Source organism: Chitinophaga alhagiae, from assembly GCF_003568665.1.
GTDB classification, from domain to species: Bacteria; Bacteroidota; Bacteroidia; order Chitinophagales; family Chitinophagaceae; genus Chitinophaga; species Chitinophaga alhagiae.
Genome location: NZ_QXMH01000004.1, coordinates 419,069 through 433,088, shown reverse-complemented (window position 1 = coordinate 433,088; position 14,020 = coordinate 419,069). Strand labels below are relative to the sequence as shown.

General features: G+C 54.2%; 10 protein-coding genes. 3 read left to right on the top strand and 7 right to left on the bottom strand.

Features of this window, described 5'->3' with window-relative positions:
- The first annotated feature begins 1 nt into the window (after nucleotide 1).
- From D3A97_RS20915 to D3A97_RS20905, 3 genes are all read left to right on the top strand, one after another.
- Entirely contained in the window at nucleotides 2-2,167 is a 2,166-nt protein-coding gene (locus tag D3A97_RS20915; protein ID WP_157986665.1) for a hypothetical protein, read from the top strand.
- A 78-nt stretch (nucleotides 2,168-2,245) separates the two neighbouring features.
- Nucleotides 2,246-3,874, top strand: a complete 1,629-nt coding sequence (gene pafA, locus D3A97_RS20910; RefSeq protein WP_119080489.1) for an alkaline phosphatase PafA — start codon at nucleotides 2,246-2,248, stop codon at nucleotides 3,872-3,874.
- Between the two features lie 519 nt (nucleotides 3,875-4,393).
- Nucleotides 4,394-5,335, top strand: coding sequence for an alpha/beta fold hydrolase (locus tag D3A97_RS20905; protein WP_119080488.1), 942 nt, complete (start codon nucleotides 4,394-4,396; stop codon nucleotides 5,333-5,335).
- A gap of 72 nt (nucleotides 5,336-5,407) precedes the next feature.
- On the opposite strand, the gene D3A97_RS20900 is transcribed toward D3A97_RS20905, so the two are convergent.
- From D3A97_RS20900 to D3A97_RS20870, 7 genes are all read right to left on the bottom strand, one after another.
- Nucleotides 5,408-6,397: an outer membrane beta-barrel protein gene (locus tag D3A97_RS20900; RefSeq protein WP_119080487.1), complete on the bottom strand. Its 990-nt coding sequence runs from the start codon at nucleotides 6,395-6,397 to the stop codon at nucleotides 5,408-5,410.
- Nucleotides 6,398-6,469: 72 nt separating this feature from the next.
- On the bottom strand, nucleotides 6,470-8,920 hold the full coding sequence (locus D3A97_RS20895) for a glycoside hydrolase family 2 TIM barrel-domain containing protein (protein WP_119080486.1): 2,451 nt from the start codon (nucleotides 8,918-8,920) through the stop codon (nucleotides 6,470-6,472).
- Nucleotides 8,921-9,151: 231 nt separating this feature from the next.
- A complete protein-coding gene (locus tag D3A97_RS20890) occupies nucleotides 9,152-9,925 on the bottom strand; it encodes a hypothetical protein (RefSeq protein ID WP_157986664.1) in 774 nt (257 codons plus the stop codon).
- Between the two features lie 107 nt (nucleotides 9,926-10,032).
- Nucleotides 10,033-11,955, bottom strand: coding sequence for a DUF2207 domain-containing protein (locus D3A97_RS20885; RefSeq protein ID WP_198674105.1), 1,923 nt, complete (start codon nucleotides 11,953-11,955; stop codon nucleotides 10,033-10,035).
- 6 nt (nucleotides 11,956-11,961) lie between these two features.
- Nucleotides 11,962-12,519 (bottom strand): LemA family protein, encoded by a 558-nt coding sequence (locus D3A97_RS20880; protein ID WP_119080483.1) that lies wholly within the window; start codon nucleotides 12,517-12,519, stop codon nucleotides 11,962-11,964.
- Between the two features lie 55 nt (nucleotides 12,520-12,574).
- Nucleotides 12,575-13,207 carry a DUF1361 domain-containing protein gene (locus D3A97_RS20875; protein ID WP_119080482.1) on the bottom strand — a complete coding sequence of 211 codons (633 nt, stop codon included), beginning with the start codon at nucleotides 13,205-13,207 and terminating at the stop codon, nucleotides 12,575-12,577.
- Nucleotides 13,204-13,944, bottom strand: a complete 741-nt coding sequence (locus D3A97_RS20870; protein WP_119080481.1) for a ferritin-like domain-containing protein — start codon at nucleotides 13,942-13,944, stop codon at nucleotides 13,204-13,206. Before D3A97_RS20870 ends, D3A97_RS20875 begins: the two co-directional genes overlap by 4 nt.
- Nucleotides 13,945-14,020: the final 76 nt, after the last annotated feature.

The following is a 14,020-nucleotide window of genomic DNA, read 5'->3' as shown; positions in this document are numbered from 1 at the left end:
CATGACAGCGAAGAAAACTCTTGCAGGGCTGGGGCTTTGCATGTCTGCCTTTACCATGGCGGCAGGCCAGGCTACAGACTATCCCTTCCATCAGCCCGTGTCCCTGCAGTATGCCATGCCTGACGAGCTGAAAGGCAGCGAGCTTAAAAAAGTAATAACGGACTATAATGATAATGTGCATGTGCTTACAGACAAGGGTTTTTACCGCACCAGCGGCAACGCCCTGGTGCGCGATGTGCGTTTCCGCCCCCTGGCGGAAAAAATACCGCTTGACGTAACTGCGCAGGAAGGCAGCGGGCATCTGTATTACCTGTATGCAGACAAATGGCTCACCAACGGGTACGCAGGCATACCCTACATGGACCTCCCCGTGAAAGGCCGTTACAACCAGCTGGCGGTGGCGGCAGACGGCAGCGTGCTGCTGGCCGGCCCCGGCGCGGCAGCACTGGCGCGCGGCGGCAAACTGGTGAACTGCGCCCCGCCGCCGGAGCAGGTGGAGCAGTTGCAGGTAAATAACGGCCGCTTCTTTGCGCTCACAACCAAGGGCATCTACTCCCTGGCCGGTGAAAAGTTTGTGCCGCTGCAGGCCGTGCGGCAACCACAGGCCATGGCCTTCCGCAACGGGGAAGTGATCATTGGCACGCATAACGGGTATTATGCTGTTAACAGCCAAACGGGCGATACCAGCCTGCGCCTGCAGCAACGGGTGCCCGTGCCGGACATCAGCGCCCTGCTGGTGCGCAATGGCCGCGTCTGGGCCGGTACGCCGCAAGGGGCTTTTGCGGAAGACTCCGCAGGGCTGTACCGCTACTTTGCCTCACGGCGCTGGCTCAACGAAGACAAGGTGAAAAGCATGGCAACAGACGGGGAAGGGAACGTGTACCTCCTTACTTCCACAGGCCTGAACCGGATCAGCTTCCCGGAACATACGCTGGCGGAAAAGGCAGCCTACTTCCAGCGCAAGATCAGGGAGCGCCATATCCGTTACGGCTTCATTGCCAACCTGCACCTCAGCAGGCCGGGAGACGCTGCCACCTCCCAGATGACGGATACAGATAATGACGGCCTCTGGAGCGCGTTTTACCTGGGCAGCCAGGCTTTCCGCTACGGCGTTACCAAAGAACCCAAAGCCAAACGCTACGCCTGGGAAGCCTTTGAGGCCTTTGAGCGCATACTCTCCATCAACCAGTTGAAAGGATTCCCCAGCCGTACGTTTGAGCGCAAGGGCTATAAAAATTCCGACCCGGAAAGATGGCGGGATTCTCCCGACCCGGAATGGGAATGGAAAGGCCATACCAGCAGCGACGAGTTTGTGGCGTACATCTGGATTGCCGCCGTATTGCATGAAATGGTGGCGGAAACGCCGGAAGAAAAACAACGGGTGGCGGATTTCATAGACAAGATCATGACCCACATCATTGACAACAAGTACTATTTGGTGGATATAGACGGCAAACCCACGCTCTGGGGCCGCTGGAACCCTGAATACATTAACTGGTACCCCGAAACCATCGGTGACCGCAAGCTGGGCAGCACCACCATCATAGCGGGCCTGCAGCTGGGTTACGCGCTCACCGGCAAAAAGAAGTATAAAGACGAGGCCACGCGCCTGATGAACAAACACGGCTATCTCAAAAACATCCTCATCGACTACCGCAAGATCACCTATACGCCCGGTTACAAACATATGGGCATAGACATGGGCACGGGCGGCTGGAACCATAGCGACGACGAAATGGCCTTCCTGACCTACTGGGTACTGTACCGCTACGCCTTCACGGACCAGCTGAAGCAGCAATACGGAGGTGCTATCCGCAACCACTGGGAAATTGAGCGGCCGGAGAAAAATGCGGTATGGGACCTGATTGCCCTGGGTACCACAGGAGATTTTGACGCAGCTGCCACGCTCTGGTGGATGCGCACTTTCCCGATGGACCTTGTTACCTGGCAAATTAAAAACTCGCATCGCAAGGATTTAACGTTTTTACCTGCTAACTTCAGGGGGCAAACCACGGAAAGACTGATACCGCTGGATGAGCAGCCCGTTCACCGCCACAATGCCAACGCTTTCAACCTGGACGGCGGCCGCGGCGGCAGCAGCGAACTGGCGGGCGATGAATTTTTGCTCCCTTACTGGATGGCCCGCTTTCTAAAAGTATTGAAATGATAATGTTGCAGGGAAGGAATTGCAGGATGGAATGTGCAACTTTACCGGCATGTCAACTTGTCAAAAAGTACTGAACTGATGAATAAACAAAAACTGATTGCCTTATTAGGCTGCTGCCTGCTGCTGCAGGCGGCTTTTGCCCAGAAACCCGCGGAACGCCCTAAAATAGTAGTGGGCATGATGGTAGACCAGATGCGCTGGGATTTCCTGTACCGTTACAGCCAGCGTTATGGCCCCGGTGGTTTTAAACGCCTGCTGCGCGAAGGGTTCAGCTGCGAGAATACCCTTATCAATTACGCTCCCACTGTAACGGCCTGCGGCCATACCTCCGTATACACCGGCTCCGTACCGGCAGTGCATGGCATTATCAGCAACGGCTGGTACAACCGCGCGCTGAACAGGGAAATGTACTGTGCAGAAGATTCTACCGTGCAGCCGGTGGGCATCCCTTCAGAGAAAGGCGGCATGTCTCCCCGCAACCTGCTTACCAGCACGGTAACGGACGAGCTGCGCATGGCCACCAACTTTGAGAGCAAGGTGGTAGGCTTTGCACTGAAAGACCGCGGCGCCATTTTCCCCGCCGGCCATAGCGCCAACGCCGCCTTCTGGTACGATGGCGGTTCCGGCAAGGTAGTGACCAGCACCTATTATATGCAGGAACTGCCGGCATGGGTGCAGCGTTTTAATGACCGGAAATTGCCGCAGCAATTACTCGCCAATGGCTGGAATACCTTGTACCCGCTGAATACTTACAAACAAAGCGAGGCGGATAACAAGGACTATGAAAAGCCCTTCGGTCATGAGCAGTTGCCGGTTTTCCCGCACCAGTTCAAGGGCAGGGAAAATGGAAATGTCCGTTCTACCCCTTACGGCAACACGTTCACTTTTGAATTTGCCAAAGCGGCCATTGAAGGTTATGGCCTGGGCAGCGGTAAGGTGACAGACTTTCTGGCCGTGAGCTTCTCATCGCCCGATGCGGTAGGCCACCAGTTTGGCCCCAACTCCATTGAGGTAGAAGACGTATACCTGCGGCTGGATAAAGAGCTGGCCGAATTTTTCTCCTGGCTGGACCAGCGCTTCGGTAAAAACAACTATCTCTTTTTCATCACTGCAGACCATGGCGTGTCTCAGTCTCCAGGTTACCTGGAAGAGCACCGCCAACCCACCGGCATCATCAATGGCAAGGACGCTATTGCCGCCGTGAACAAGGCGCTGGACGCGCAGTTTGGCGTACCCAAAGGCGTGCTGGGCGTTTCCGCGCATCAGTTATATCTTAACCGCCCCGCTTTTGCGGAGCGGAAGGTGGATATGAGCGTGGTGGAAAAAACGGTGATACGTGTACTGAAACAGCAGCCCGGCGTAGTGGCCGCCTACAGCCTGTCAGAACTGGGCGGCGCCGCCATCCCCGAGCCGGCTAAAACCATGTTCGTGAACGGGTTTAATGAAGAAAGGGGCGGCGATGTGCTGGTCATCTATAAATCAGGCTGGAAAGAAGGCAGCCGTACCGGCGCCACGCACGGCCTGTGGTATCCCTACGATGCGCATATACCGCTGGTATGGATGGGCTGGGGCATCAAGCCCGGTAAAACGCACCGCACCACCGGTATGACAGACATTGCGCCCACACTGGCCGCGCTGCTGAACATACAAATGCCCAGTGGTAATGTGGGGCATGTGGTAACGGAGATATTTGATGCGGGGAAATAGCCCCGGATGCAATCATGAGGGGCCGTCTCAAAAGTAATTTTTACCTGATCTTATTCGGGTACCTGATGGAGAGATTTTTCGTTTACGTGATTCTCGGGGCCATCAAATTACTTTTGAGACGGCCCCCTGTTTTCCGGGAGAATATGAGTGGTTGATTTTCAGTGAGTTAGTATTTTAACTGGATAATGGCTTGGGGCTAAAAGTGTTGCTGCTATTGGCTTTGAGGTAGGATATCTTACCCATATCCCACCCATGTTACAAGGATATCTCATCCATATTATACCTCTATATAGAGGTAAGTTATCTATGCTTCATCCTTGCCTAAACCTTGAGATAACCTGCCGGCAACCTGCTTTCTGACATAAAACAGGAAAGGGCTGACCTGGAAGCAGCGATATGCTTTCAGGTCAGTCCCGTATAAAATCCAATGTCGTTTTTTGCCCCATAATTGTCGCATGCGCACTGCCGATGACATCATATTGTTGCCGAGATTTGTATCGTAACAAACACACACACGATATGAACAGGCAGATGATAACAGGTATTACGCTTGCAATTGTTTTGGTGGCAGCGGCCTGCCAGCCAGGCCCCAGGGAAGAACACAACGCATCAGCTGCAACAGGAGTGAAGGTTGACAGCCAGGCCGTGAAACCGGCAGACACTGGTTATGCCGATATAAACGGGCTGAAAATGTACTATGAAGTATACGGCCAGGGAACATCCAAACCCATTGTGCTGCTGCATGGTTCGTTTATGAACATACCCTTGAACTGGTCTCACGTTATCCCCCAACTGGCCGGAGACCGTCAGGTAATAGTAGCGGAAATGCAGGGCCACGGCCGTACAAAGGATATTGCAAGGGAGTTCAGTTACGAAGGGATGGCAGACGATGTATCCGGCCTGCTCAAGCACCTCAAAGTAGACAGCGCGGACGTACTGGGCTACAGTATGGGCGGCGGCGTAGCCTTCCAGATGGCCGTACGCCATCCTGAACAGGTACGCAGGCTGGTAGTGTTGTCTGGCACGTATGCGCATAACGGCTGGTGGCCGGATGTAGAAGCCAGCTTTGCTACTTTCACGCCGGAAATGTTCCAGGGATCGCCCATACAAAAACAATATGACAGCCTTGGCAATGACCCGGCCCGTTTCCCGGAATACATCAAAAAAGTGATGAGCATTGATCTGAAGCCTTATGACTGGTCTAAGGACGTAAAAAAGATACAGGCCCCGATATTTATGGCTATTGGCGATGCGGACGGCGTGCGGTATGAGCATGCGCTGGAGTTGTTCCGCGCCAAGGGCGGCGGAAAGATGGGGGATATGCACGGGCTGCCCAAATCACGCCTTGCCATTATACCGGGTACCACGCATATTGGCATGATGTACCGGACGGACTGGCTGATACCCATGGTCACTGATTTCCTGGATGCTGACCTGGATGCTCCTCCGCCTACTTTCTAGCGATCTTGCGTAACAAAAAAGAAGCTGTCACTTCACAGAAAGGGACAGCTTCTTTTTTATTATCGTGTTTTGTTAAAACCGGACACGCACCCCGAGGTTCACCCCAAGGCCGCCAATGTTGATGTAGGATTTAAGATCATTGGCCGGCGCGTTATCGTTTTTATAATTCGTTTTGGTGCCGGTAGTGCCGGTAGGCGTGTTGGAGTTCTGGTCAAGCGTGGTCACATAGTCCGTATGCCGCTCCGCTGTGCTCAGATCGTTCAGGCCGCGCTGCTGGGTGGAGATAACCTGCCCGTTGGTGGTGTTGACCACGTTGGTCACCTCATCGTACTCCGTTACTTCCTTGCTTTTGCCTTTAACGGGCACGTTGCGGTATTCTGTTTCCAGGAAGATGTCCAGCCGTTTGCCCAGCGGATAGGTAGCGCCCAATGCGCCCTGGAAGCCGATGGTGGGGCTGGGCTCAATTTCCTCTTTACGATGAATGGCGGTCTGTGCCATAATAAAGGCCGGCTGGCCCGGTACCGCGCTCATTCTGCTGGCATCCGTTTCAATAAAGAGCCGGCCCCACAAAGGCACTACCACGCCGAACCGTACGTACGGGTTCAGCTTTTCGAAACCCGGGCTGATCACCAGGCTGGGGGCAAAGTCTATAGCGTTTACATGGCCGTAAGACTCCACGCTGCCGGCCACAGTGGTGGAGTTCTCCACCGTGGTGATGTTGCGGGTCATCAGGTTCTTTTTGCTGTGGAAGTAATTGAACGTTCCTTCCACCGCCATATACCGGTTAAGGTTATACCCGAAGGTAAGGCCGCCCCTGGCGCCCTCGCCGTAAGAGCCGGTCAGCACCTTCTCTGAAATAGTGGTGGTGGCGCCTGTGCCAGGGTTGACCGAATTACGTATGTCTCGCGGGGGATAAGGGCCTACATCAGGGAACTGGCCGTTTGAAACGCTGAAAAAATATCCGCCGGCTGCTTTCATGTAAAATTTGCCTGACTGCGCCTGCGCCATACCAGTGCATGCCAATACCAGCAGTGCCGAAAAAAGCAGGTGTTTCCGTTTCATATTGACTTGTTTTGGTGAGAAGAAAGAATATGGTCAATACGGAATTTACTGATTTTTAAGCACTTGCGCAAATTATAAATTCAGTGTTACGGTGGTGAGGCCCTCGCTCTTCACGGCAGCTACGTTTACGCCGCCTTTGCCCGTATCCACTTTAATGGTGGCGCGGCCGTTGTACAACTGCACCCGCCGGGAGCCGGAAGAGGTACCCAGGTTGTCTATCAACCGCCCGTCCCCGGCCAGTGAAAAGCGTACCCAGTTGGCAGCGTCCAGGCACTGGAAGCCTTTATCGTCCAGCAGTTTTACTTCCAGCGTGGTGATATTGCCGTTAGTAGCGATCTTTTCGAGTATCATTTTTGCGGGTTTACCCCAGGTTTCCGTCTGGTACCGGAAAGCGATGTTGTCTTCCACCACGGTTTTGCCTTTGGCAGCTACTACATGCACGTTGTTGTTGCCTTTGGCAAACGGAACGTTCCAGCGCAGGCCGGCAGCGGGGAAGTCTGCGCTCCGGCGTTTTTTCTTCCCGTAGCTTTTCCCGTTCACGAACAGCTCCGCCTCATCGCAGTTGGAATATACCTTCACCATTTTTTCTTCTCCTTCCTGACCCCATCTTACAGGCTGCGAGTGGCCGTAGATGTGTACCATGGGCTGCGTGGCCCAGTATGACTGGAATACGTAGTACGCCTCCTTCCTGGTAAGGTCCCTTTCTACCAGCCCTTTCTGGTTCATGTAGGGCACGGGGTTGTCTGGCCGGATGGGCGTTGAAAAATCCTTGAACACCCATTGTGCGGTACCGGTGAGCCAGGGCATGGTTTCCTGCTCTTTGAGGTGCCAGTCCATCAGGTTGCAGATATAGCTTTCGCTCCAGTCACCATCTTTAGACACCCGGGCAGCGCCGCCGTAGAGGGAAGCATCGCCCGCCCGCTCGTCTGTACCGCCACCGGTTTTTATGCTTTGCAGCGCCTTGTCAGGGCTTTCCGAATGGCGGCCGGCATGGCTGTCTCCACCCCATTCCACATGCAGGAAGTGGTTTACTTTTTTCATTTCTTCTTCAGATGTGGATTTGTATTCCGTATAGATGCCACGGTACCAGCCGGCCCAGATGGAAGGAGAGTACACGTCAACAATATCTTTACAGAAATCGCAGCGGCGGATGGCCGTTTTGCGCGAAGGGTCCAGCTGGTGGGAGAGATTGTGCAGCTCTTTCATGAACGCGCGTATCTTCTCCTTGTCAAATTCCGGGAAATCTCCCGGCCAGTCGTTTTCATTGCCCAGGCCCCAGATCACTACGGAAGGGTGGTTGTAATGCTGGTTGATCATGTTGGTGAGCATACGTTTGGCCTGCTGCTGGTATACGGGGCCGCCGAGGCCGCCGCGGCACCAGGGAATTTCTTCCCACACTACCATGCCCAGGCTGTCACACAGGTTGAGAATGATGCGGGATTGCTGGTAGTGCCCCAGCCTGATAAAGTTGACACCCATTTCTTTCATGAGCACCATTTCCCGGCGCATCATATCTTCCGTCATGGCCGCGGCTACGCCCGCGTGATCTTCGTGCCGGTGCGTGCCTCTCAGCAGCAGGCGTTTGCCGTTGAGGAGGAAGGGGCCGTGCTGCACAAATTCAAAGGTGCGGAAACCGGTTTTGACGGTTTGTGTATAACTGGCGTTATCTTTTGATACAGTGGTTTCTACGGTATACAGCACCGGGTGGTCTGTATGCCACAGCTGCGGTTTTTTTACCTGGAAAGCGGCCGCCGCAAGGGTGCCTCCGGGGTTACTCACTTCCTGCCGGGATTCGGCTATTTTCCGGCCTGCCGGATCTTTCAGCACAGTGGTAACCGTGGCGCCGGTGATTGCGCCGGGGTTATATAGCTGAAGAGACACGCTGACGGCAGCATTTTTGCCGTTGTTCTTCACCTCCGGTGTTACGTGCATTTGCTGTATGGAAACAGGAGGTACGTACACCAGGTTGAGATACCGGTAAATGCCGCCATATACATTGAAATCAGACAGGTCGGAGGGGACCATTTCCAGGTTGCGGCTGTTGTCTGTGCGGATGGCAACTGGTACGCCGCCTTTGAATTGCGGTGTTTTTTTAAAGGCCGCTACTGCTTCGGTAATGTCTGCCGTCCATTCATCATACCCGCCAACATGAGAGGCTACTTTGGTGGTGTAGACATATACATCCGTTTTCTGGCCGGCGCCTTCAAAATGCAGGATGGTCCTGCCGCCGGCGTAGGGATTGTTGATCTTCAGCTGCGTGCGGTACCAGGCGGGGCCCTGGTAATAGTTCACATCGGGATCTACCGCATCAAACGCGTTCACGCAATGCGGCAGCTCTACTTTTTCCCAGATGGGAGAGGCTTCCGGGTTGCCTTTACCCACAGGACGTACAGCTTCCCAGATGCCGCCCAGGTCTGACCGGAGAAATTCCCAGCCGGTGTTCAGCCTTTGCTGTTGCTGGGCACGGGTGGTAACAGACAGTAAGAAAAGTGCTGCGGGCAGCAGGTAGTTTTTAATGCTCATAACGTTGGAATTTTAACCGTGCAAACGATTATCCCGGCAAAATAGCAAACGTTTGCATAAAATCCGAAAAAAGTTGGGCAGGCGGCCCTGGGGCCGGTGTTTTCAAATAAAACAGGCCACTCCTTACGGAGCAGCCCATTTTTGATAATAGATCCGCCAATCTAAAACTTCTTTGTTGCGGGGCCGCGGTGAGGCGGCTTGTTTATTCAGTTTGTCAACGCCGGTACCTGATCAGGATTTGCCGTTTTTACCGAACAGCCTGTCTTGTTTGTAGTTCACGTCCTGCTGGCGCCGGTTTTGCCCGCGGTTGTCATTTACCCGGTTACTGTTGCCCCGGTTGTTATTGTTCCACGAATTGTTGCGGCGTTCCGTTGCGCGGTTGTTATTCCGGTTGTCATTCCGGCGTTCCGTTGCGCGGTTGTTATTCCAGTTGTCATTCCGGCGTTCCGTTGCGCGATTGTTGTTCCAGTTATCGTTCCGGCGTTCAGCGGAGCGGTTGTTGTTCCAGTTCTCGTTCCGGCGCTCGTTGCCGCGGCCATTGTTCCAGCTGTTGTTGCGGCGGTCATTATCCCGGCCGTTGTTCCAGTTGTTGTTCCGGCGCTCGGCGGGGCGGTTGTTGCTGTAACGCGTATCGCGGAGCAGCGGCCTGTTGTAATGCACATGGCGGTACTTCGCGTATTGCACACGGTAGCGGTCATGATAGCGGAAAGGATCGCGGTCGTTGATCACCACTTTGTAGGTGCGGTAGAAATCTACATGGCGGTAGCGGACCGGCACGTAAGCTGTTCTGATCCAGCGGCCGTGGTCAAAGTAAATATATTGCCGTGCCGGAACATAGTAGTACATGTCCATGGCGGGCAGGTAGTAGTACTCTACATAATCGTACCCAGCGGGGCCCCAGGCCGGCTGCAGGCCAATGTTGATGCTCACTCTCACCTGCGCGCTGGCCGGGTTGAACACGGCGCCTGCGGCTATCAATGAAACCAGGATTAAGAATCGTTTCATACACAATCGTTTTAGTCTGCATATTAGACGGACCGGTATGAACGGGGTTTAATGTGTTAAAGCAGTTTTAACATATACAAAACAGTTGAATAACAAGCGGTTAGGGCTTACCAGCCGCCACCGCCGCCGCCACCGCCGCCACCGCCGGAAGAACCGCCGCCACTGCTGCCGGAGCTCCAGCTGGAACTGCCGGAACTACTGCTGCCGCCGCTGCTGCTGCCGGAAGGACGGGTAGGATCTACCTGGGCGCGGCCCAGGGAAGAAATGAAACCGGCGCTGAAAGAGGAAGAGAGGTGGCTGTACCGTATTTCCTGGCCTTCATACCAGTCTGGCGAATAGCCTGCCTGTTCCAGCACTGTTTCAAACTTGCTGCCCCATTCATTTTCGAGATCAAGGGCAATGGCGTACGGCAGCAGTTTTTCAAACAATTGAGGCGTATGTTCAGGCGGTGTGAGCATGTTGAGCCGGTGTTCTTCGGCGGTTTTCAGGTACATCATAAAACCTTCTATCCTGGCCAGTTGCGCGGCGCCTTTGGGCGTAAGCGCCCTGATCAGGTACACGTACCAGGCATAGGCCGCCAGCAGGGCTACTACAAAAGCAATGGCAATAAAAGGTATTTCTGCCATGTTCATCACCATGAAGAACAGCGGCATGAACGTGAAAATGGCGCCCATCATGGTGAGAAAAACGCCTGAACAGCCTTTTTTCAGGCTTCTGAGCCCGGTGATCAGCAGCGTACCGCCCACGGCTATAAAAGGCGCCAGGAAGAGAAGCACGAAGAACTCCGCGAAATTCACGGTCAATATGTACCCGGCCAGGATGACAAGGGTAATGAGGCCCCCAATAAGCATGTACCGGGTGTTGCTGACATAGTAGGATTTCAGGTTGTGACGGGTGCCTACTGAAACACTGTAAGCCGCTTGCGCGGTGGAAAAGGCCCTGTGCTGCGCATCATCTACCTTGATGCTGTTCCTTCCCTGGAACAGTTTGGCGTGGATGGCCTGTTCTTCCGGCGCGAGCGCGTTTGCCGGCGTGGCGCCTTTTTCCAGCTTGAACTGAGAACCGTCTTTTTTGATATGCAGGGCCTTTTTGATGGCCATGCTGATGATGGCCGCGGTAAAACCGGTATTGTCCGCCGTCTTTTTGTACAGGTAGCGGATGCTGGCCGGAGAAAGGCCGTCTGGCGGCTCAAAAGTAGGTACTACTACGGGTTTTTCGGGGTCTTTACCATGTTTGCGCCATGTAAAGAAGCCATAGCAGAACACAATGATGCTGCCAAGCAGGGCCAGTGCGTACTCTTTGTAAGCCATAAGGCGGTCCCAGAGCTTTTCCAGTGCCGTAGGCGGAGGCGGGCGGGCAATGATGCCGGGCGTGAAGCCTGCCGCAACGGTGAAGCCGCTGCCCGGCTCCAGCAAATGCCGGGTGCGGAACAGCAGGGCGCCGCTGGTATCGTTCGCGGTGCTGCAATCTGTTTCTGTAGCGCCCATAGGGCCGGTGTAGCAGGCCGTTTGCAGAGATTGTGCGCCTGGAGGCAAGGTAACGGAAGCGCTGGCCTCCGCAATCGGGAACTGCCAGTTATTGCCCGTCACGTTCCAGTACACCTCATCGTACCCGTCAAAAAAACCGACCTGTCCGGAGGTTTCGTAAGCTATTTCGTAGTCATAGATACCCGCTTCCAGATCTTCGTTCGCGTTGCCGATGCGTACGTTCAGCTCGCCGTTCTCTTCGGTTTCCTTGTAGGGCTCGGAGCTGCCGTTTTTCAGCACTTCCGTTATGCGGATGTCTACATGCACCTTCCGCCCGTACATGTCCCGGCGGTAAACGGGAATGGTGCGGAAAATGCCTTTGCGTATCTGTTGCAGGTCCGTGATCACCTTGATGTGTTCCGTTACCTGCAGCATGCCGGTGGGCAAAATACGGAGGTCTGCATGGAAAGAGAGGATGCCTTCGGAGAAGGGCGGCGTTCCTTCCTGCGCCGTGGCTGTGCGTACTGTAATGACCAGCAGCGCCAGCAGTAATAATTTTTTCATCATGGGTTACTGGAAAGAAACGTTGGGCCTTTCCCGGTGGGCCGGGTCTTCTATCTCGAAAAAAACGCTGGTCTTGAACCCGAACATACCGGCTACGATGTTGGAGGGGAAACTTTCCACCAGTATGTTGTTTTCGCGCACGGTACCGTTGTAATAGCGGCGGGCGGATTCCAGGTTGTTCTCAATAGCGCTCAGTTCCTCCTGCAGTTGCAGAAAGTTGGTGCTGGCCTTGAGGTCCGGGTAGTTTTCCGCCACGGCAAACAAAGATCCCAGCGCCCTGGTGAGGTTGTTTTCCGCCTGTATCTTGTCTTGCGGTGTATTGGCCTGCATGGAGGCGGTGCGGTAGCGGGTTACGTTTTCCAGCGCGGTCTTTTCGTGAGCGGCGTAGCCTTTCACGGTTTCCACGAGGTTGGGGATGAGGTCGTACCGTTTTTTCAGGCTAACGTCTATGCCGCTCCAGGCTTCTTTTACGAGGTTCCTTTTGCTGACGAGCCGGTTGTATAACGATACGGCCCACAGCGCGGCAATGGCTATAACGGCAATAACTGCAATGGTGATGCCCATGGTAATGGAGTTTGGTTTTCGGGCAGGAAAATAATGAAAAAACAGATAGGGGGGGCTATTGTTTCAGGTATTTAAGGGTAAAATAGAAGATAGCGAACATACCGGCAAAGAGGAGGGTGAAGGCCCATACTGTAACGTGGGCTGCCGGTTGCAGCCAGTGCTGCCCCACAATCGAGAACAAGGCATAAGGATCGGTGAGCACGTCCCAGCTGTTAAACCGGAGAAACCGCCCGAGGTAAACGCCATATCCGCAAAGGACCATGATAAAGAGCAGTATTCCGCTAACAGCGGGTTTGCTGAAATGAAGCGCAAGAAATCCTTCAATATGCATGAGAGACAGCGCGCCCAGCAGCAGGCCGTTCCAGGCCGCCGTAGTGACCAGCACAAGGTCAAACCACCTGGGTGCGGAAGAAGCACTGGTGAAATGAAGGATGTCAGTAACCAGGTATGGCGCATTGGGAAAGAATACCAGCCACCCGCCCAGCAGTAACAGGCTACGCCAGTGCAGCGGCCGCCTGTGGACCAGTTGCCTGCTGAAAATGAGCGGCATAACCGCCAGTACCATATTCCATATGTAAAAACCATACATAATGCTACCGGTGTAGTACATGCGCACACCCACCAGCAGCAGGCAGAACGCAATAGACACCAGTAGCATTTTTGCGGCGGAGGAGAGGGGCGTGTTCATATAAAAGCAGCTTGCGGTACAGGTTTGGGGTGCGTGATGCGATGCAGCGTTTTAATATATTTGAAATACATCTTGCGCATATACCCTTTGTACGTATTGCCGCCGGCCTTCAGCAGGCGGTGGTGGCCTATCCATACGGTGAGCGCGGTACCAAAGAAAAACAGGCGGTACAACTGGCCGCAGAGCATTTTCCCGACAGGGGATTTCTGCTCGAAAATAATACTCATTCTTTCCGTCTGGAAAGTGATATGGCAGGCTTCATCTATCAGGATGTCCCGGCAGATCTGTTTCAGCAGCACGCAATAGGTAGCGTCTTTAAGGGCCTGGTAGTAGATCTGCGCAGCGCTTTCCACGGTAATGACCGCCAGCGTCCACATTTCCATGCTGGTGTTGAACCCGCGTACCCTGCGGAACAGGGTATCTCCCCAGTCTTTTTTGATGCGCGGCTGCCCGATGCGGTCCAGGTAGCGACCCAGGTTTTCACCGTGTTTCTGTTCTTCCTTGATAAACAGGGTCATGGCCGCAATGTAGTCCGGGTCATTGTGCCGGTGCGCATATTTGGCGACCGCCCGCAGAAGATTATGCCCGTCTGACGTTTCACCCAACTGCCAGGCCTGCATGGATCGTAGTATGGCGGCGGTTTCTTTCGGGGTAATGGAAGGCTCCAGGTCCCAGTTGATGCGGTGGTACCGCAGGTTGTTGCGGAAGTGTTCGATCCATTGGCGGGAAGTATGCATGGACGCTGTTTTTTAATTCACTTTGTGTTGCAAAGTGAAAGGGTGAAAAATCAGCCCGCGCGGACGGGCTGTTATA

Bases quoted from the DNA above. Each gene is read 5' to 3' on its own strand.
- D3A97_RS20915 (WP_157986665.1), top strand. From the start codon at position 2: ATGACAGCGAAGAAAACTCTTGCAGGGCTGGGGCTTTGCATGTCTGCC.
- pafA (WP_119080489.1), top strand. From the start codon at position 2,246: ATGAATAAACAAAAACTGATTGCCTTATTAGGCTGCTGCCTGCTGCTG.
- D3A97_RS20905 (WP_119080488.1), top strand. From the start codon at position 4,394: ATGAACAGGCAGATGATAACAGGTATTACGCTTGCAATTGTTTTGGTG.
- D3A97_RS20900 (WP_119080487.1), bottom strand. From the start codon at position 6,397: ATGAAACGGAAACACCTGCTTTTTTCGGCACTGCTGGTATTGGCATGC.
- D3A97_RS20895 (WP_119080486.1), bottom strand. From the start codon at position 8,920: ATGAGCATTAAAAACTACCTGCTGCCCGCAGCACTTTTCTTACTGTCT.
- D3A97_RS20890 (WP_157986664.1), bottom strand. From the start codon at position 9,925: ATGAAACGATTCTTAATCCTGGTTTCATTGATAGCCGCAGGCGCCGTG.
- D3A97_RS20885 (WP_198674105.1), bottom strand. From the start codon at position 11,955: ATGAAAAAATTATTACTGCTGGCGCTGCTGGTCATTACAGTACGCACA.
- D3A97_RS20880 (WP_119080483.1), bottom strand. From the start codon at position 12,519: ATGGGCATCACCATTGCAGTTATTGCCGTTATAGCCATTGCCGCGCTG.
- D3A97_RS20875 (WP_119080482.1), bottom strand. From the start codon at position 13,207: ATGAACACGCCCCTCTCCTCCGCCGCAAAAATGCTACTGGTGTCTATT.
- D3A97_RS20870 (WP_119080481.1), bottom strand. From the start codon at position 13,944: ATGCATACTTCCCGCCAATGGATCGAACACTTCCGCAACAACCTGCGG.